This window comes from Tenacibaculum sp. TB-53, from assembly GCF_059716285.2.
Genome location: NZ_CM202790.1, coordinates 2,152,527 through 2,173,269 on the forward strand (window position 1 = coordinate 2,152,527; position 20,743 = coordinate 2,173,269).

The 20,743-nt window shown below is 30.9% G+C and carries 17 protein-coding genes and 1 pseudogene; 13 read left to right on the forward strand and 5 right to left on the reverse strand.

Translation table 11 applies throughout. The features are described 5' to 3' along the window. Nucleotides 1–31: 31 nt before the first annotated feature. From AC3VJB_RS09840 to murI, 7 genes are all read left to right on the forward strand, one after another. Nucleotides 32–928, forward strand: a complete 897-nt coding sequence (locus AC3VJB_RS09840) for an NAD kinase (protein ID WP_082118619.1) — start codon at nucleotides 32–34, stop codon at nucleotides 926–928. 104 nt (nucleotides 929–1,032) lie between these two features. Further along, nucleotides 1,033–1,713, forward strand: a complete 681-nt coding sequence (porG, locus tag AC3VJB_RS09845) for a type IX secretion system protein PorG (protein ID WP_239179320.1) — start codon at nucleotides 1,033–1,035, stop codon at nucleotides 1,711–1,713. A gap of 2 nt (nucleotides 1,714–1,715) precedes the next feature. After that, nucleotides 1,716–2,468, forward strand: coding sequence for an undecaprenyl pyrophosphate synthase (gene uppS, locus AC3VJB_RS09850; RefSeq protein WP_167713082.1), 753 nt, complete (start codon nucleotides 1,716–1,718; stop codon nucleotides 2,466–2,468). Beyond that, nucleotides 2,461–5,004 (forward strand): outer membrane protein assembly factor BamA, encoded by a 2,544-nt coding sequence (gene bamA, locus AC3VJB_RS09855; protein ID WP_497667077.1) that lies wholly within the window; start codon nucleotides 2,461–2,463, stop codon nucleotides 5,002–5,004. Before uppS ends, bamA begins: the two co-directional genes overlap by 8 nt. A 63-nt stretch (nucleotides 5,005–5,067) precedes the next feature. Beyond that, nucleotides 5,068–5,871, forward strand: a complete 804-nt coding sequence (locus tag AC3VJB_RS09860; protein ID WP_047788635.1) for an OmpH/Skp family outer membrane protein — start codon at nucleotides 5,068–5,070, stop codon at nucleotides 5,869–5,871. Nucleotides 5,872–5,908: 37 nt separating this feature from the next. Next, the gene (locus AC3VJB_RS09865) at nucleotides 5,909–6,418 is read left to right on the forward strand and encodes an OmpH/Skp family outer membrane protein (protein WP_047788636.1); all 510 of its coding nucleotides are present in this window, start codon (nucleotides 5,909–5,911) and stop codon (nucleotides 6,416–6,418) included. Between the two features lie 74 nt (nucleotides 6,419–6,492). Beyond that, a complete protein-coding gene (gene murI, locus AC3VJB_RS09870) occupies nucleotides 6,493–7,281 on the forward strand; it encodes a glutamate racemase (RefSeq protein WP_073181880.1) in 789 nt (262 codons plus the stop codon). Here murI and AC3VJB_RS09875 read toward each other — a convergent pair. Continuing rightward, entirely contained in the window at nucleotides 7,278–8,258 is a 981-nt protein-coding gene (locus AC3VJB_RS09875; RefSeq protein ID WP_497667078.1) for a PorP/SprF family type IX secretion system membrane protein, read from the reverse strand. The genes murI and AC3VJB_RS09875 overlap by 4 nt on opposite strands. A 93-nt stretch (nucleotides 8,259–8,351) precedes the next feature. Beyond that, nucleotides 8,352–9,197 carry an AraC family transcriptional regulator gene (locus tag AC3VJB_RS09880; protein ID WP_073181883.1) on the reverse strand — a complete coding sequence of 282 codons (846 nt, stop codon included), beginning with the start codon at nucleotides 9,195–9,197 and terminating at the stop codon, nucleotides 8,352–8,354. Nucleotides 9,198–9,352: 155 nt separating this feature from the next. On the opposite strand from AC3VJB_RS09880, the gene AC3VJB_RS09885 reads away from it, so the two are divergent. The 5 genes from AC3VJB_RS09885 to AC3VJB_RS09905 all read left to right on the forward strand — a co-directional run bounded on the left by AC3VJB_RS09885 (nucleotide 9,353) and on the right by AC3VJB_RS09905 (nucleotide 16,151). Continuing rightward, the gene (locus AC3VJB_RS09885; RefSeq protein WP_073181885.1) at nucleotides 9,353–10,276 is read left to right on the forward strand and encodes a dihydrodipicolinate synthase family protein; all 924 of its coding nucleotides are present in this window, start codon (nucleotides 9,353–9,355) and stop codon (nucleotides 10,274–10,276) included. Between the two features lie 22 nt (nucleotides 10,277–10,298). Further along, complete coding sequence (locus AC3VJB_RS09890; protein WP_497667079.1) at nucleotides 10,299–11,885, forward strand: aldehyde dehydrogenase (NADP(+)); 1,587 nt, start codon at nucleotides 10,299–10,301, stop codon at nucleotides 11,883–11,885. A 156-nt stretch (nucleotides 11,886–12,041) separates the two neighbouring features. After that, on the forward strand, nucleotides 12,042–13,049 hold the full coding sequence (locus tag AC3VJB_RS09895) for a 4-hydroxyproline epimerase (protein WP_047788642.1): 1,008 nt from the start codon (nucleotides 12,042–12,044) through the stop codon (nucleotides 13,047–13,049). A gap of 59 nt (nucleotides 13,050–13,108) precedes the next feature. After that, the gene (locus tag AC3VJB_RS09900; RefSeq protein WP_462099313.1) at nucleotides 13,109–14,353 is read left to right on the forward strand and encodes an NAD(P)/FAD-dependent oxidoreductase; all 1,245 of its coding nucleotides are present in this window, start codon (nucleotides 13,109–13,111) and stop codon (nucleotides 14,351–14,353) included. Between the two features lie 10 nt (nucleotides 14,354–14,363). Next, the gene (locus tag AC3VJB_RS09905; RefSeq protein WP_497667080.1) at nucleotides 14,364–16,151 is read left to right on the forward strand and encodes an aminopeptidase P family protein; all 1,788 of its coding nucleotides are present in this window, start codon (nucleotides 14,364–14,366) and stop codon (nucleotides 16,149–16,151) included. 11 nt (nucleotides 16,152–16,162) lie between these two features. Here the strand turns inward: AC3VJB_RS09905 and AC3VJB_RS09910 are convergent, their stop codons facing one another. Then, complete coding sequence (locus AC3VJB_RS09910; protein WP_497667081.1) at nucleotides 16,163–17,236, reverse strand: proline racemase family protein; 1,074 nt, start codon at nucleotides 17,234–17,236, stop codon at nucleotides 16,163–16,165. Further along, nucleotides 17,236–18,189: pseudogene (gene lhpI, locus AC3VJB_RS09915) on the reverse strand (bifunctional Delta(1)-pyrroline-2-carboxylate/Delta(1)-piperideine-2-carboxylate reductase). Before lhpI ends, AC3VJB_RS09910 begins: the two are co-directional and overlap by 1 nt. A 130-nt stretch (nucleotides 18,190–18,319) precedes the next feature. On the opposite strand from lhpI, the gene AC3VJB_RS09920 reads away from it, so the two are divergent. Further along, a complete protein-coding gene (locus AC3VJB_RS09920) occupies nucleotides 18,320–19,627 on the forward strand; it encodes a S28 family serine protease (RefSeq protein ID WP_073182689.1) in 1,308 nt (435 codons plus the stop codon). An 18-nt stretch (nucleotides 19,628–19,645) separates the two neighbouring features. On the opposite strand, the gene AC3VJB_RS09925 is transcribed toward AC3VJB_RS09920, so the two are convergent. Further along, the gene (locus AC3VJB_RS09925; protein ID WP_047788646.1) at nucleotides 19,646–20,743 is read right to left on the reverse strand and encodes an alanine racemase; all 1,098 of its coding nucleotides are present in this window, start codon (nucleotides 20,741–20,743) and stop codon (nucleotides 19,646–19,648) included.

Here is a 20,743-nt window from a genome sequence, read left to right on the forward strand (position 1 = left end):
TTTTTTCAATAACCAACACAAAATTTTAACAGTGAAAAAAGTCGCTATTTACGGTCAAGCATATACTACACTTGCAGATAAAGAGGTTAAAATTCTTTTAACTATCTTAGAAAAACATAATATTGTTGTTTTTTTTGAACAACAATTCTATAATTTATTTCTTGAAAAGAATTCACTAAATAAAAAGTATCCTACCTACGCACATTTTAATGACTTATCAAACACTTTTGATGTAATGTTTACCATAGGTGGAGATGGTACTATTTTGAGAGCTGTAACCTACATTAGAGATTTAGATATTCCTATTATGGGTATTAATACGGGGCGTTTAGGTTTTTTGGCCACCATACAAAAAGATCAAATTGAAGAAGCAATTAACTTAATGCTTAAAAAAGAATATACACTTCAAGAACGATCTTTATTACAAATAGAAACTTCTCCTACAACAGAAGATTTTTCTGAACTTAACTTTGCTCTTAATGAGGTTACTATTGCTAGAAGAAACACAACTTCTATGATTGGAATTAAAACCTCATTGAACGAAGAATATTTAACAAATTATTGGGCTGATGGATTAATTATAGCAACACCAACAGGTTCTACAGGATATTCACTTAGTTGTGATGGTCCTGTTATTTTACCTAATTCAAAAAGCTTTGTTATTACTCCCATTGCACCACATAATTTAAATGCGCGTCCAATGGTTATTCCAGATGATACTGATATTCTTTTAGAAGTAAGTGCTAGAGAAAAAGATTTTTTAATCTCTCTAGATTCACGCATTACCACTGTTTCCTTAGGAACTGAAATAAAAATACAAAAAGCACCATTTACCATAAAAAGTATTTTACCAAAGAATCAATCTTATTTAAATACCTTGCGCGGAAAACTTTTATGGGGAGAAGACATACGAAATGAATCGTTATAACGATAATGATTACAATAAAACCATAAAAAAAAAGTTAATCAAAAAGACAGATTATTAACTTTTTAAAGCAAATTCAATTCCCTATATTTGCACGCTATTTTACAATGAGAGGACTTATTTTATTAATATTATTGGCTTGTGTAGTAACACCTTTACAATCACAAACACACGAAATTGGTTTCTTTGCCGGTGGTTCTAACTATGTTGGTGATATTGGTAGTACCAATTACATACACCCTAATGAGTTTGCTGGTGGTCTTATATACAAGTATAACCTAAACCCAAGAATTGCCTTAAGAGGAACATATACTTACATGCCTATTTCTGGTAATGATAACAATGCTGATAATGCTTTTCGCCAAAACAGAGGTATTAGCTTTTCAAACACCATTCATGAATTTGCAGCTGGAGTAGAATTTAATTTCTTTGATTATAACATCAGCGATTACAGAACTTCATTTACACCTTATATATTAGCTGAAATTGCTGCTTTTAATTACAAAAGTCCAGAACCAACTTCATCAAGTAATACAGTTCTCTTAAAAAACAAATTTTCATATACTATTCCTGTAGGTATTGGATTAAAAGGAAGATTAACCGATAATTTTGCCATTGCTTTTGAAACAGGTATACGATTCACATTCGTAGACGATTTAGACTTTACAACAGATAAAATAAACTCACTAGATTTTGGGGGTAATGGAAATGACTGGTATGTATTCTCAGGAGTTTCTATTGTATATACCTTTGGAAGACCACCTTGCTTTGGTGGAATAGCACAATAATTATGGAAGAAAAACTACAGCGTATTAATTTACAAAAAGTACCAAACCATATAGCCATTATTATGGATGGTAACGGTAGATGGGCAAAAGGTAAAGGTATGCAACGTGTTTTTGGACATAGAAATGCTTTAACAGCTATTAGAGAAACAGCTGATACTGCTTCTGAGCTTGGTGTTAAATTTTTAACCCTGTATGCCTTTTCAACCGAGAACTGGAATCGCCCAAAACTAGAAGTAGATGCTTTAATGAGTTTATTGGTAACTACTCTAAAAAAAGAACTCCCCGAATTTCAACGTAAAAATGTAAAAGTCAATGCTATTGGTAACTTAACAAATTTACCAAGCAATGCCCAAAAAGTATTGAGTAAGGTTATTGATGCAACTAAAAACAATACTAAAATTACTTTAACCTTTGCTTTAAGCTACGGTTCAAGAGAGGAAATTGTTAATGCTATCAAAAACATATCAAAAAAAGTTGTTAATAACGAGATAGAAATTGAAAAAATTAACGAGAAAATTATAAATAATCATTTATATACGTTTAATTTGCCCGATGTTGATTTAATGATACGTACAAGTGGGGAACAAAGAATAAGCAATTATTTACTGTGGCAAATGGCTTATGCTGAGTTATATTTTACTGATGTACTATGGCCTGATTACAGAAAACAACATCTTTATAACGCAATAATTGATTATCAAAATAGAGAAAGAAGATTTGGAAAAACCAGTGAACAGATTGAAACAAATGAATAAATATTCGTATTTACTAGTATTTTTTATCACCCTATTTGTGGTGAGTACTCAAGCGCAAGACACAACTCCTAAAGACAGTACTGTCACAAATATTATTTCCTACGAAAAAGGAAAAGAGTATATTTTAGGAGGTATAACTGTAACTGGCTTACAAAAATTTAGCGAACAAACAGTAAGAGTATATACTGGTTTAGTTGAAGGACAACCAATTAAATTACCAGGAGACAAACTTACAAGTGCCATTAAAAAGCTATATGAAAGTAAACAATTTAGTGAAGTAGATGTTTATTTATCTAAACGCGATGGTGAAACAGTATATCTTCAATTTGATGTAACTGAGTTACCTCAATTAACTGGAGTTACCATTTCTGGGATAAAAAAATCACAAATTAAAGAGATAAAAAAAGAAACAGAATTAAAAAAAGGGGTAATGGTCACAGATAACCTTATTGTTACCACTCGCAACTTTATTAAAAAGAAATATACAGATAAAGGTTTCTTAAAAACAAAGGTTTCATTAGATACTAAAAAAGACACTTCTGATGTTAACACTGTTAGCATGTCTATTTTTATCGATAGGGGTAATCGTATAAAGATTAAAGAAATTAATTTTACTGGCAATAAAGCCATGTCTAACGCTACTTTGCGCGGTGCCATGAAAAACACCAAACGTAAAGTTTTTGGTCGTTTTTGGAAAGCTTCTAAATATATTTTAGATGATTATAAAGAAGATTTAAAAAATATTCTTGAAAAATACAGCGAAAACGGATATCGTGATGCTAGGATTTTATCTGACAAAGTTGTTTGGAATGATGACAATACCATTAATCTTGAAATTGAAGTTGAAGAAGGCCGTCAATACCGTTTTGATGAAATTGTTTTTATTGGTAATAAACAATATACAGATGAACAGTTAAGTAACATCCTCCGAATAGACAAAGGAGATATTTACAATGGAAAGGTTTTAAAAGAGCGTATCTCTGGAGATGGTACACCTACTTCTCAAGACATACAAACTCTCTATCATAATAATGGTTTCTTATTCTCTCAAGTAAACGCTGTAGAAACTAAAGTAGAAAATGACTCCATTACCGTTGAAGTTCGTATTAGAGAAGATGAACCTGCAACAATAAAAAAGGTAACAGTAACGGGTAACGATAAAACAAACGACCATGTAATTTATAGAGAATTACGTGTTAAGCCGGGAGATTTATTTAGCCGTGAAAATATTATTAGGTCTATTCGTGAAATTGGGCAATTAGGTTTCTTCGACACTAATGTAACACCAGATGTTAAACCTGATTATCAGAATAAAACTGCTGATATTGATTTTTCTGTTGTTGAAAAAGGAGGAAGTCAAATTGAGTTACAAGGAGGTTATGGTGGTGGTTCCTTTATAGGTACTTTAGGTCTTTCTTTTAACAATTTCTCAGTTAGAAACATCTTTAATAAAGATGCTTATAAGCCACTACCTATGGGAGATGGTCAAAAACTTTCTCTTCGTTTACAAGCAAGTAGAACTTACAATACATATAGTTTTTCTTTTACAGAGCCATGGTTAGGCGGTAAAACACCTCAATCTTTATCTTTCTCTGTATATTTTTCAAATCAATATCGTTATGATTTTACTACGAACGATGTAAATAAAGATGAAAGTCTTAGTATAATTGGTGCATCTATAGGTTTAGGTAAACGTTTAAAATGGCCTGATGATTATTTTACTCTTTCTCAAAACATTAGTTATCAAAGAATAGAATTACAAAACTATGGTTATCGTGTAGGTTCTTCTAATAATATTCTTAGCCAAGGAGATTTAAACAACTTAGCATATACAGTAGCACTTAGCCGTAATTCTGCAGGTCCTAGTTTAATTTTCCCTACTTACGGTTCTGAATTTACTTTAAAAGCTAAAGCTACTTTCCCTTATTCATTAGTTAATGGAAAAGACTACACTGAGCCTACGAACCCAACTTCTGATGAAAGACAAGCTTATTTAGCTGATAAATACAGATGGTTAGAATACTATAAAATCTCTGCTAAAGGTAAGTGGTATACAGCCTTAGCTAACAAATTAGTATTAATGTCTAATTTCGAAGTAGGTTATTTAGGTTCTTACAATGATGAATTAGGCTTAACGCCAGTTGAAAGATACTTTGTGGGAGGAGACGGTATTGCACAAGGTCAATTAGATGGTCGTGAAACAATTGGATTAAGAGGATATGAGAACAACCGTATCTCTTCTATTGATGGTGGGGCTATTTATAACAAATTTCAATTAGAACTGCGTTATTCTATTACAGATAAGCCTACTGCATCGATTTACACTGTAGGCTTTTTAGAAGCAGGTAATTCTTATGACAATTTTAGCGAATTTAATCCGTTTAAGTTAAAGCGTTCAGCTGGAGTAGGTGTTCGTATATTTATGCCTGCATTTGGATTATTAGGTATTGATTTCGCTCATGGTTTTGATCCTTTACCTGGCTTAACCGAAAAATCTGGTTGGCAAACCCATTTTATAATTGGAAGACAGTTCTAAAATCATGCATTCATAATGCGTCTAGGTTTTGGCACGGTTTTTTCTAAACACATTATATCAAAGATGAAAAAAAGTATTTTATCAATCGTTCTTTTACTTATAGCAAGTATAACCGCTGCCCAAAAAAATCAACGTATAGCTTACATTGATATGGAGTATATTCTTCAAAGTATCCCAGCATATTTAGAAGCACAAAACTCTTTAGATGCTAAAGTAGAAAAATGGAAATCTAAACTAGATAAAGAGGCTCGTGCTATTGAAGTTTTGAAAGTTGATTTAACTAACGAAAAAGCCATTTTAACTAAAGATTTAATTGAAGAGCGTGAAGAAGACATCACCATTAAACAAGAATCTTTAAGAAGGTTAGAGTCTTTATATTTTGGTCCAAACGGTGACATGTACAATTTAAGAAAGCAATTAGTAAAACCCGTGCAAGACCAAGTATACAATGCTGTACAAACGATTGCTTCTAGAAAAAAATACGATTTTGTTTTTGATAAATCTAGCGATTTAGTTATGCTATATTCCAACAAAAAACACGATATTAGCGACCTTGTTGTACAAATGATTAATATCGATCAAAGAAGGCAAGCTAAAAAGGATAAAATTGAAGCTAAAAAGTCATTACTTAAAAATGATAATTTAAGTGACGAACAAAAAGAAAAAATAGCTAAAAGAGAAGAATTAAAAAAGAAAAAAGAAGCTGATAGACTTGCTAAAATTAAACAAATAGAAGAAAAAAGAAAACAACGTTTAGAAGAAAGAGCTAATAAAAGAAAACTTTTACAAGAAAAGAGGAAAGCCTTATTAAAAGCACAAGAAGAAGCTAGAAAGAAAAAAGAAGAGGAAACAAAACAGAACAAATAAATCAAGAATAAAATAACATTAATTAAATTAAACAAAGATGAAACATTTAAAAACGTTATTATTAGTTGCAATTTTTACGGTTGGATTAGGTGGTGTGGCGAATGCACAGAAAACTGCACATATTAACACTGATAAATTATTAGCTGAAATGCCTGCTACAAAAGCTATGAAAGCAGAACTAGAAAAGCTAAACAAAACATACCGTGATGACATTGAAACAATGTATAAGAAACTTGAGGCTAAAATGAAGAAATATGAAGCTGAAGGTAAAAGTCAAACACAAGAGGTAAACCAAAAAAGAGCTGTTGAAGTTCAACAAGAAAGATTAAGAATTAGCCAAGCTGAACAAGCTGCTGGTAAAGAAATGCAAAAGAAATATCAAGAAAAAACTATTCCTATTTTAAAGAAAGCTGAAGATGCTATTAAAGCTGTTGCTTCTGAAAAAGGAATTATATACGTTTTCGATGCTGCACCAGGTAAAGGTTTAATCGTTTACGACAAAGGAGAAGATATTTATGATGCTGTAAGAGCTAAATTAGGATTCTAAAAAGAATACATATATTTATATAAAAATCCTGCTGTTTAAACAGCAGGATTTTTATTTTTGTTATACGTATGAAAATGATTACACAACAACCTATTGGTATTTTTGATTCTGGTATTGGAGGTACATCTATTTGGAAAGAAATCCATCAGCTACTGCCAAAAGAAAACACTATTTATTTATCAGATAGTAAAAATGCTCCATATGGTCAAAAATCAACACAAGAAATAGTTAATTTATCAATAAAAAATACTGAATTTTTAATTGATAAAGGAGCCAAAATTATAGTTGTTGCTTGTAATACAGCTACTACTAATGCCATTGAATATCTAAGAGCTAATTATAAAATACCTTTTATTGGTATAGAACCTGCTATAAAACCAGCTTCATTACAAACTCAAACGGGTACTATTGGTATATTGGCTACTAAGGGAACCTTAAATAGTGCTTTGTTTGAAAAAACAACCTCAAGTTTAAATGATCAAATTAATATTATTGAACAAGTAGGAGAAGGATTAGTTGAACTTATAGAAAATGGAAACATCTATTCTAATAAGATGACTTTATTATTAAAAAAGTACCTAACACCAATGCTAGATAAAAAATGTGACTATATTGTTTTAGGCTGTACTCACTATCCTTATTTATTACCTCAAATACAAAAAATTACGGGTGAAAATGTAAAGATTATTGACTCTGGCGAAGCTGTAGCCAGACAAGTTAAAAATGTTTTACTTCAACAAAATTTACTAAATAATAGTAATGAAGTTACCGAAAACACATTTTATATTAACAAAGAGGCTGATGTTTTAAAATCAATGTTGAAAGACTATAAAAATAGTACAATAAAATTCTTAAATTTTTAATACGTAAAACTTCCATTAATATTAGGACACGCAGCTGCTCTTCTTTTAGTACAGAATAGATTTACACCTAATAATAATTGATGAAAACCTCCATTTGAAAATACTACATCACCTGTTTGCTGTGTATAAGTATAAGCAAACATCCATTTTTTATAATTAACTCCAACTATTGGAGTTACGTATTGTGAATCTCCAAAGACATTTCCTCCAAAGCTCTTTCTATAAGATAAGGCAGCCCATATTTGAGTTGTATTTAGTGTTTTGTATACTTTAAAATTTATGTCTGCTATTTTTTCTTTAGTCTGTTCTTTGTATTGAAACATTAATGAGGGCTCAAATTGTAACTTTTCTTTATCACCAAAAAAGTATCCTCCTCCAAGAATATAATTTCTAAGATTATATGATTCAAAATCTGGGTTTAAATTGTTTTTTGCTGATAAGAAAATATTTTTTATAGTAAAATAAGATGACAGCCCATTTTTATGATATGCCATTCCGAAATCAGCATTAAAATAAAAATCACTTTCTATAACCTGACTTACTGTAGGATCGTTTATAAAAGCCCTTTGATCTCTTTCATTCTGAACCACAGAAAAAGACAATCCAAAAGATAACTGATTAAAAAGGTTTTCATTTCCCATATCTATATGATAAGCATAGGTACCTTGAACTCCCTTTTGTGAATGATATCCATTTTTATCATTAAAAAGAATTACTCCAACTCCTGTGTTAGAGTATTCTCCTAGCTTTGTATGAAAACTTGCTGTTTGTAAAGCAGGAGCATCATCAACCCCTAACCACTGTTGACGTGCTGTTAATCTTATTTTCCCACAATCTCCTATACCTGCAGCTGCAGGATGTAATAAATATACATTATCTGACAAATAATCAGCATAAATTGGTAATGTTTCCTGTGCTGAAACATTGTAAACTAAACTTAATAATAAAAAAAAAACAGAAACAATTACCCTCTTCATAATTTTTTGAAAATAAAAAACAAATATAACTAAGAAATATTGCTTTTTATGTTAAATTTTAAGAAACAAAATAACTATTATTCAAAAAACTATTTATATATTTTTATGTCTAAAAATTGAAGGGCTTATTCCTTTAACTTCTTTAAATTTTCTATTAAAATTAGATAAATTATTGAATCCTGATTTATATGCTATTGAGCTAATTGGAAGGCTTTTGTCTGACACTAATAATTTACAAGCATTCTCTACACGCAATTCATTTAAAAAAGTAAAGTACGTTTTATTTGTTCTTTGTTTGAAATATCTGCAGAAAGCATTGGGAGTCATATTTGCTTTTTCTGCTATTTCATATAAATCTATATTTTTTTCAAAATTATTTATTGTAAAATCCATTACATCACGCATTCTTTTTCCTTCATTATCTGTATATCTTTTAGGGTAGATAAAGCTAGCAAGCTCTATTGTATCAGAATCAACTAAAATTTTTAAAACTCTTAGTAAACCTATGAAACGATTAAGATTACTTGATTTTTGTAAACTTAATAAAATTCTTATAACTTTTTTTTTGTTATTTAAGAGTTTAAATCCTGATATAGATTTTTCAAAAAAAGGAATTAATTCTTTAAAGTCATCTAACTGGAAGAAACTCTTCCCAAAAGATTCTTTTGTAAAAAAAAGGGAAATCATAAAAGACTCTTTAATAACGGAAGCATCACTTTTAAAAACATGTGGTAAATTACCTCCTATAACTAATACATCTCCAGATGAATATTTATTAACAGTATCACCAACAATTAAAGTTCCCTCTCCCTTCACTATTACACATAATTGTATTTCCTCATGCTGATGGAATTTATCATAAAAGAATTGTTCTTTATCCTCCTGATAGATCAAACCAATATTATGAGTTTTTGGTATTTTAAAGGGTAAAACTTTCATTAATAAAACTACTATTAGTATTCAAAAATATGCAAATACTACTAACAAATACTAATCAAAATAATTAATAAGGTAATATTATACCAGTATTAGGTAATTTGAAGCTAAGACAGTCACATCTTCACTTATAACTTTGCCAAAAAAACAATACTAAAATGAGTATAAATTGGAACGGTGTAATGCCAGCAGTAACTACAAAGTTTACAAATGATGATGCCCTAGACTTAAACATGTTTGAAGTGAACATAAAAGCACAATTAGATGCTGGTGTACACGGCATAGTATTAGGCGGTACGCTAGGAGAAGCTAGTACTTTATCTGATGATGAAAAAAGGATATTAACCCAAACTACCGTAAAGCTTGTTAATAATAAAGTGCCTGTATTAATTAACATAGCTGAACAAACTACAAAAGCAGCCATAGAAGCAGCTCAAAAAGCTGAAGAAGATGGGGCAAAGGGTTTAATGATGCTTCCTCCCATGAGATACAAGTCTGGGGACAGAGAAACAGTAGAATACTTTAAAGCTGTAGCAAAAAACACTTCACTTCCAATTATGGTTTATAACAATCCTGTTGATTATAAGATTGAGGTTACACTAGATATGTTTGAAGAATTATTAAAACATGATAATATTGAAGCTGTAAAAGAGTCTACAAGAGACATTTCTAATGTAACTAGAATTAAGAACCGTTTTGGTAATCGATTAAAGATAATGACTGGTGTAGACACAATAGCTTTGGAAAGTTTATTAATGGGTGCAGATGGTTGGATTGCTGGTCTTGTTTGTGCTTTTCCTAAAGAAACAGTAGCTATTTATGAACTACAAAAAGCGGGGCGTATACAAGAAGCTTTAGAAATTTATCGTTGGTTTTTACCGTTGTTGGAATTAGATATAAACCCTAAATTAGTGCAAAACATTAAACTAGCAGAAGTAGCTACAGGTATCGGTACTGAAAACGTAAGAGCACCAAGGCTACCATTAATTGGTGAAGAGCGTAAACACGTTTTAAGCGTAATAGAAACAGGCTTAAAAAACAGACCAACTTTACCCAATTATAAAACTTTAGCTACTCACTAATTAACTCTTTGTCAATTTAAATATGATTACAGGAAAAAACTATATAGGAAATCAGTTATCGAATCTAGGAAGTACAACTTACAAAACATTTAACCCTGAACTAAACCAGGAAAATGAATATATTTTTACCGAAGCGACTCCAGAAGAGATTAATAATGCTGTCGATTTAGCTACAACAGCGTTTAAAGAATACCAAACTATTTCTGGTAAAAGAAAAGCTGAATTTTTAAATGCTATTGCTGATGAAATTTTAGCCTTAGGTACTAAATTGATACAAACATATTGTGCTGAATCTGGATTACCAGAAGGTCGTGCAAAAGGAGAACGAGGAAGAACTGTATTTCAATTACGCTCTTTCGCTGATTTAGTTGAAGAGGGCTCATGGGTAGAGGCTACCATCGACACTGCAATTCCTGATAGAGAACCAAGTCCTAAATCAGATTTACGTAAAATGAATATTCCTTTAGGTCCTGTAGTTGTTTTTGGCGCAAGTAATTTTCCTCTTGCCTATTCTACAGCAGGTGGAGATACTGCAGCTGCTTTAGCCGCTGGTTGTCCTGTGATAGTTAAGTCGCACCCAATGCATGCAGGTACGGGTGAACTTATAGCTTCAGCAATTATTAAAGCTGCTGAAAAAACTGAAATGCCTAATGGTGTTTTTTCTAACTTAAACTCTAGTGGTATTGAAGTAGGTCAGCAATTAGTAGCTCACCCTAAAGTAAAAGCTGTTGGCTTTACAGGTAGTATCCGCGGAGGAAGAGCTTTATTAGATTTAGCTGCAAAACGAGAGGAGCCGATTCCTGTATTTGCTGAAATGGGAAGTATTAACCCAGTTATTATGCTTCCAAAAGCATTACAAAATAGAAGTAAAAGCATAGCAAGTACTTATGCTAATTCTATTACGTTAGGTACAGGACAATTTTGTACGAATCCTGGATTGATCTTAGGAATAGAAAGCGATGGTTTAGATCATTTTATTAATTCTTTAGCTAAAAAAATTGTAGAAATCAATCCAACTTGTATGCTACATCCAAACATTGTTAGAGCATACGAGAGTAACAAATCTAAAGCTATTGCTCAAGAAGGATTAACTGTAGTTACTAACTATAAAGAGGAAACACAAGCCAACTATGCTTCTCAAATAGTTACAACTGTTAAAGGAAAAACATTTTTAGACAATCCTACTTTACACCAAGAAGTATTTGGCCCATATTCTATTGTGGTTCAATGTAAAAACGAAAAACAGTTAGAAGAAATAATTTCGAGCTTAGAAGGGCAACTTACAGGAACAGTTATTTCAGATGATAATGAAGTAGCTGACTACCCTACTATAGTTTCAGCTTTACAAAACAGGGTTGGAAGAATTATTTTTAACGGTGTTCCTACTGGTGTAGAAGTTTGTCCATCAATGGTTCATGGAGGTCCATACCCAGCATCAACAGACAGCAGATTCACAGCAGTAGGAATAAACTCTATTAAACGTTGGGTACGTCCATTTAGCTATCAAGACTGGCCTAATTATCTGCTTCCTCAAGAACTAAAAAACGAAAACCCTTTATATATTTTACGTTCTGTTAACGGTACACTAACAAAAGAGAAAATAGTATAATAAAATTTAATAATTTCTTTAGAAAACCTGTAAGTTCAAAACCTTACTTTTGGAGCATCTAAAGAAATTGAAATAAAGCCAGCTTCGTCTTTCCAAAATAGAAAAATTTGAAGGGTTTTTTCTACTACAGAATACAAGCTGGCAATTCAATTTAAGATGAAAAAAACTTTTTTTTGTGTAGATGCACACACTTGTGGTAATCCTGTGAGAGTTGTTGCAGGAGGTGGTCCTAACTTAATAGGAGCCAACATGAGCGAAAAACGTCAACACTTCCTTAGAGAGTATGATTGGATTCGTAAAGGTTTAATGTTTGAACCTCGTGGTCATGATATGATGAGTGGCTCTATCTTGTTTCCTCCTCACAACCCAAAAAATGATTTTGCTATTTTATTTATTGAAACTTCTGGATGTTTACCCATGTGTGGTCACGGAACAATTGGAACAATCACTATAGCAATTGAAGAAGGCTTAGTTACACCTAAAGTTCCAGGAAAGATTAGAATGGAAGCTCCTGCTGGCTTAGTTGAAATTGAATATCAGCAAACCGGAAAAAAAGTAGATTGGGTTCGTTTGACAAATGTAAAAAGTTATTTAGCAGCTGAAGAACTCACAGTAGATTGTCCAGATTTAGGAGAAATTACTTTCGATGTAGCTTATGGTGGAAATTATTATGCAATTGTAGATCCTCAAAAAAACTTTTCGGGTGTACACAATTTTACAGCATCTAAAATTATTCAATACTCTCAAGTTGTTCGAAATCGAATAAATGAAAAATATCCTGACATGTTTATTCATCCAGAGAATAAAACTATTAGAGACGTTACACATATGCTATGGACAGGTGATCCAATAAACCCAAGCTCATCAGGAAGAAATGCTGTATTTTATGGTGATAAAGCAATTGACAGAAGCCCTTGTGGTACTGGTACATCTGCTAGATTAGCTCAATTATTTACAAAGGGAAAATTACAAATTGAAGAAGACTTTATACATGAGAGCTTTATAGGTAGTAAGTTTATTGGTCGTGTAGAAAAAGAAACAACTTTAAACGGTAAACCAGCTATTATTCCCAGTATACAAGGATGGGCAAAAGTATATGGGTATAATAACATTATAATAGATGATAAAGATGACCCATATGCTTATGGTTTTCAAGTTATTTAAATCATTAATTTTAGGTTATTGGTAAAAAACAATTAATAAACAATTAAAACGTTACATTATTGAAAGATTGTATTATAATTGGTGGAGGAATTATAGGTTTATCTACTGCGTATTTCCTTCAAAAAGAAGGTCATAAGGTAACTGTTATAGATAAATCTAACTTTTCTTCGGGTGCTTCCTATGTTAATGCAGGTATTATAACACCTAGTCATATTATTTCACTAGCCGCACCAGGCATTATTAATAAAGGTATTAAATGGATGTTTAGCTCTACAAGTCCTTTTTCTATTAAACCTCAGTTAGATTATGACTTTTTTCAATGGGCATGGTTATTTAAAAAATCTGCTACACATAAAAAAGTTGCAACTTCTATTCCTATTATCAAAAATATTAATGTATTTAGTAAAGAGCTTTATGAGGAAATTAAAACTTCTAATGATTTTGATTTTCATTATCAACATAAAGGTTTATTAATGCATTATAAAACTGATAAAATGGGGGAAGAAGAGTGGAATATAGGAAAATTAGGCATAAAAGAAGGGTTAAAAGTAGAACATTTAACTAAAGAACAAACTCAAAAATTAGAGCCTAATATTAAACTAAATATTAAAGGTTCTATCTACTATCATTCAGATGCTCACATGACACCTAATGAGTACATGAACCAGTTAAAGCTATATTTAACACAAAATAATGTAACTTTTTTAGCTAACGAACAGGTTACTGATTTTCATATCAAAAACAATAAAATACAATATATCAATACTCTTAATGATACAATTACTGCAGATGAATTTATATTAGCAACTGGCTCATGGACACAAAGAATAGCTAAAAAACTTGGTATTAATATTCCTATTCAAGCAGGTAAAGGCTATCGGGTTAATGTAAAAGAGAATACGGGTATTACAATTCCTGCTATATTAACTGAGGCAAAAGTAGCTGTAACACCTATGAATGGTTTTACTCGTTTTGGTGGCACCATGGAAATTGCTGGTATTAACAATAAAATAAACCTAAAAAGAGTACATACAATTACTCAAGCCGCTAAACAATATTATGACAATTTACAAATTACAAAAAAAGACATTGATAATGTAGAAAGTGGACTCAGACCTTGCTCTCCAGATGGGTTACCATATATTGGTAAACTCTCAAAAATTAAAAATGTGACAGTAGCTACTGGTCATGCGATGATGGGATGGAGTCTAGGTCCAGCAACGGGTAAATTAGTTTCTGAAATCATAAGTAATAAAAAAACAAGTTTAGATATAAAACCGTTTAACATTGAACGTTTTTCTTAAAAAAGCTATTATGATTAATGAAAGATTAAAAGCTTTACGTGACTTCATGTCTATTCAAAAGATTGATGCCTTTATAATTCCATCAACTGACCCTCATCAATCGGAATATGTGGCTGATCATTGGAAACTTCGTGAATACTTTTCTGGTTTCACAGGGTCTGCTGGAACTCTAATTGTCACAAAAGATAGAGCTGCTTTATGGACTGATTCTCGATATTTTTTACAGTTTGAAGAAGAGTGTAACACTTCTGAAGTACAACTACATAAACAATCTATTCCTCATGCTCCAGAACATGTAGCTTGGTTATGTAATTTACTGAATACAGAAACTTGTATTGGCTTAGACTTTAGGTTGTTTTCCATATCACAAATAAATTATTTAACATCACATACAACTTTAAAAAACATACAACTTAAAAATCAACCTAATTTTGCAAAAAATATATGGATAAATAGGCCTAGTTTACCTAATACACCTATTTACCATCATTCAATTAAATACAGTGGAGCTTCAACTTTATCTAAAATTAGAAAAATTCAGGAAAGGTTAAAAGATAAAAATGTAGATTTTTATTTCTTCTCATCATTAGATGAGATTGCCTGGTTATTTAACATTCGTTCTAGTGATGTCGACTATACCCCTTTGGTTACAGCTTATGCTCTTATAGGTAAACAAGATATTTATTTTTTTTGTGATAAAAAGAGATTTACACCCCCAGTTATTAATGATTTTGACGCTAATAATGTTTTTATAAAAAACTATGATGAAGTCATAACTTATCTGTCTGAAATAACTTATAATAAAAAAACCATTGTTGACTTTTCTACTTTAAATTATGAGTCTTTTGTTAATTTAAAAGGAACCCTTATTTCTGAAAAATCTTATGCTAAAACTCTTAAATCAGTTAAAAATATTACTGAGATTGAAGGTTCCAAAAAGTGTATGATTAAAGATGGAGTTGCTTTAACTAAGTTTTTTATTTGGCTTGAAAAAAAACTCTGTAAAAATGTTGTTTCTGAATATGAAATAGGACAAAAACTTAATTATTTTAGGCAACAACAAGATTTATATAAAGGTGAGTCATTTGCTACAATTGTAGGCTATAAAAAAAATGGAGCCATCATTCACTACACTGCTACTAAAGACAATTGTTTGCTTGTAAAAAATGAAAATATTTTATTGTTAGATAGTGGTGCCCAATATGAAGATGGAACTACTGATATTACCAGAACTATTTGGCTTGGAGGCACACCTTGTAAAAAAATAACAACAGCATACACAGCTGTTCTAAAAGGTTATATTGGACTTGAACAACTTGTTTTTCCTAGAGGAACAACAGGAGTACAATTAGATGCTTTTGCTAGAGCTCCATTATGGAAAAATGGATTAGATTACCCACATGGAACAGGACATGGTATTGGTAGTTTTGGTATGGTACACGAACCTGACCAAGGATTTGCTAGCACTACAGTAACTGAAAGAGGTACAAGTTCACATTTTGAAAACCAACTAACAACTATTGAACCAGGATTATATATTTCTGGAGAATTCGGTATTAGGATAGAAAATATAGTTCTTTCAAAAATACAAAAAACTTCTAGTTTTGGTATTTTTTTAGAGTTTGAACCACTAACACTATGCTATATTGATACCACATTAATTAATGCAAACTTACTTACTATTGATGAAAAAAACTGGTTAAATGCTTACCATAGTAAAGTTTACCAAACACTTTCTCCTTTCTTAACTAAAGAAGAAAATATTTGGCTAGCTAAAAAATGCACAAAAATTAATTAATATTTTGGGGTTTATCGAAGTATAAACCCTTTTTTCATTGGATCTTTTGGGTCTATTATAAAAGTTTGTACGGCTGTTATATATGCGGTTCCCTCAACTTGAGGAATTACAGCTTTAAATGCTCCATAATTTTCTTCGGAGATTACAGAACCTTTGAAAGTAGAACCTGTAATACTTTCAATACTCATTACTTGATTAAAATCTATTTCTTTTCTTGCTTTGTGAATTGCCATTCGCCCTGAAACACCTGATCCTGTAGGGCACCTATCTACTTCTCCTTCTGCAAAAACACATACATTTTTACTATCATTACCAGACATTTGTTTAGTATTATCAATAAATATAGTTCCGTATAAAAAGCTTAAATCATCCTCAAAAGGGTGTAAAATTTCTTTGTCTTGCAACATTACTTCATTTTTAATAGCCATTCCTGCGTTTATTAAATTTCTATAGTTTTTTGCAGATAAATCAAAATCAAAGTTATTTTTACACATGTCTACATATGCATAAAAAGCTCCACCATAAGCTAAATCATATGTAACTTCTCCTAGCCCTTTTACATTTACTGTACGGTCTAAGCCAACAACAAAACTAGGTACACAATGAAATTTTACACCTATTACTTCATTGTTTTTCACCTCTGTATAAGAAACAATTCTACCACAAGGGGCATCTATTTTCAATATATTCTCTCCTTCTACAACCTCTATCCATTTCATGTGTATTGCAAGAGTAGAGACTGCAATAATGGCATGACCACACATAGTTGAGTACCCTTCATTATGCAAAAAAATAATACCAAAATCTCCTTCATCATCATTTGGAGGCAATAAAATACATCCATACATATCTGCATGTCCTCTTGGTTCAAACATTAAAGCTGTTCGTAAATAATCATAATTTTCTTTACAAAATCGTCTATAATCTAAAACTGATTTCCCTTCTAAGTCTGGAAATCCTTTTATTATTACTCGTAACGGTTCTCCCCCAGTATGCATGTCGATAGTTTCTATCTGTATCCAATCTTTGGGAATAGTAAATGTTGTTTTTTGTATAATATTTTTATATGTTTTACTCCTATTCATTATATGTATTGTTTATAATAATAATTTGCCGCTATTAAATCTTCTAAAGCATGACCTACTGATTTAAAAAGTGTAATTTCTTCTTCTGATGTCCTAGCTAAAATGTTATTAGCACACAGCCTAAATAAATCTGCTTTAATATCTTTTTCTTCTATTATCCCTTGGTTTAATGGAATTACAATATCTCCACTCTCTTTAAGCCCTCCTTGAAAAGTATCCACAAAAACTGTTGATTTAAGTATAGCTGAGTTGTCAGCTTCTCTCATGTCTTTTTTGTAAGCTCCTACAAGATCTATATGTTGCCCTTTTTGTAATAAATCACCATTAATTAATGGCATTTTAGATAATGTTGCTGAAGATATAATCGCTACTTCCTTTATTTTTTATTCTATTGTCTCTACTGGTACTACTTTTACAATATTACTATTACACTGCTTTGCTATTTTTTTCGCTTTTTCATAGTTTCTTCCCCAAACATATACCTTTTTTATTGGTCTAACTGTGCAATGCGCTTTTATTAAATTAGTAGCTAAAGCTCCTGTACCTATCATTAATAATGAATCTGCGTTCTTTCTTGATAAAAAAGAAGATGCTAAAGCAGAAGCAGCCGCGGTTCTTTTTGCTGTTAAGCTTTTAGCATCTAAAATTGCTTTAATAGTTCCGTTTACAGAATTTAACAAAATATATGTTCCATGAATAGCTGGTAAGTTAAATTGATGATTCTCTGGACTAACGGTAACTATTTTTATTCCTGCTGTTTTTCCTGGGTTCCAAGCAGGCATTAAAAGTAAGGTTGAATCTTGAGTTGCTTTAGGATTTGTAAAATCATGATGGTGCCTTAAAGGTACTTGTACCTTGTTGTCCGAAAATGCTTTTTTAAGTTCATTTATTAACTCTTGAAAAGATGTATTACTTTCTATAAACTGATTATTAATTTGTACAATTTGTTCCATAGCTAAATGTACGTTTTTTAAAATCTTGCGATAGAATCTACCCTTAAACTACTTAATATTTGCACACTGTTAGATAAAATAGTATCAATTTAAAAAAATGAAAGCCTATAATTTTATACAAAATTATTTTATGAAGTTAATTCCTACTTTTCTTTTTACTTTTATTATTACTGTTTTACTTTCATGTAACACAAATAATAATAAATCTTTTAAAAGTAAACTACAAGAAGTTTTTCCTAATGCTAAAATTAATACTATAAAAACTGAAGATCATTTTATAGAGTCTTATCAAGTTATTTTAAATCAATTTTTGGATCATAAACATCCGGAAGAAGGTACTTTTAAGCAATATATTTACATATCACATAGTGACTATAATAACCCTACTATTTTGGTTACAGATGGGTATGCTTCCCATAATAGAACTACCGAATTAAGCAAGATTTTTAAGGGTAATCAAGTTATTGTAGAATACAGAATGTACGGAAAATCTAGACCTGATGAAATTCCTTGGAAATATCTAACAAATGATAATGCCACAAACGATTATCACTTTATTGTTGAGAAGTTAAAATCTTTGTACAAGAATAAATGGATTTCTACGGGTATTAGTAAAGGAGGAGAAACTGCATTAATTTATAAATATAATTTTCCTAATGATATTGATGTAACTGTGCCTTACGTAGCTCCTTTAATAAACGGTACAGAAGATATTAGAACTAACGATTTCATAAATACTATTAAGAATGAAACTTGTAGAGATAGAATTAAAACATTTCAACGTGCTATTTTACATAAAAGAAGCGATATAATTCCATTACTAAAAGAATATGCTACGACTAATGAGATTACTTTTAATGAAGTTCCTTTTAATGAAGTTTTAGAATATGCTGTATTAGAATTTCCTTTTTCTTTTTGGCAATGGGGAGATGGCAAGTGTGATAAAATACCTGAGAACAATGATGATATCAACGTATTATTTAACTTTTTAATAAAGAACTCTGATATTACTGTTTATAGTGATTGGGGATATAACTATTACCTTCCTTCCTTTTATCAACATATGACAGAATTAGGGTATTATGGATATGACTTAACACCTGTTAAAGATTTGCTTCAAGTGGTTACCAGTAGTTCTAATAAGCGTTTCGCTCCTAAAAATATTGATATAAGCTACAACCCAAATTATATAAAAAAAGTGCGCAATTATGTAGAAAATAAAGGGAATCGAATTTTATACATTTACGGCGAAAATGATCCTTGGTACGCTTGTGCTCCTATACCTAAAAAAGAGGTTGATGCCTTAAAAATGGTATTACCTAATGCAAATCATGCTACTAGAATAAGACATTTTTCTGACGAAAAACAAAAAATCATGTATGATAAATTACAAGCATGGTTAGGTAATACCATTACTATCTACCCCCTAAAAAAGTAGAGGGTAGATATCTTTATTTTATACATAAACTTTATCTATAAATTTAGAACTTAACAATCTTGCTACCCCCATATAGCTAAGTGTAAACTTTACTTTATCACCTACTTTATATTTTGTATCTCCTGCTTCATTTTTATTCAACCCAACATCAATTACTAACATATCAGAAGTAATTCCCACAAAAGATATACTTTTATCCTCAACTTCAATATCATTTTTATCTACATCTAATAAACCAAAATCTAAAATTGCCTTGTACGATGTTTCTTGTACATCGTTTTCATCATAAGTAGATGTATGTCCAATACTTGCTTCACTTATAATGCCATCGGGAACTATTTTTTTCTTTTCCAACTCTATTACATTAGCATAAAACTCAAATGTTTCTGTATGCAAATCTTTAAACTGCTTATTCTCTAACGGACTTACTCCAAAGAATGCAGCTTCTCCAATTCTAAAATGGTTTATATCTTTAGGAGCGACTCCATTTTCCACCAATGGTAACGTAATTGATGTACCGCCTGACACATATTTTAAATCCTTATTAAATTTAGCCGATATTAATTCTTTATATAACGATAATTGCAATAGCTTATCATAAGTAGGCTCTACTCCGTACATACATCCTAAATTTGAACCTATACCTATTACTTCAATATTCGGTAGATTGAATACTTTTTCATAAAACCCTAAAATATCATCTCTTTTTACTCCTTCTCTTAACTCACCCATTTCAATCATGATAATAATTTTATGAATTTTATTTTTCTTCTTCGCTGCTTCATTAAGTGACTCTATAGTAGATAAAGAGCTGTTTAAAGAAATATCTGCGTACTCTACCACATCATCTGCATAAATATTTGCTGGGGGTTTTATGTAAATAGTACGTAAATCTGGATTCACCTCTCTTAAGTTTCTTAAACTTGTTAATCTAGAATCTCCAATCGAGTTTATTTTTTCAGTTACATCCGGAGTTAAAATTGCTTTTAAAAATGTTTTATCTCCCGAGAAAACTTTTGTTACCAAGCTCCATTCGATATGATTTTTTTCAAAGAAATTACTTAGTTTTTTTATGTTATCTTTTATTCTTTCAGAATATATAATTAATTCTGCCAT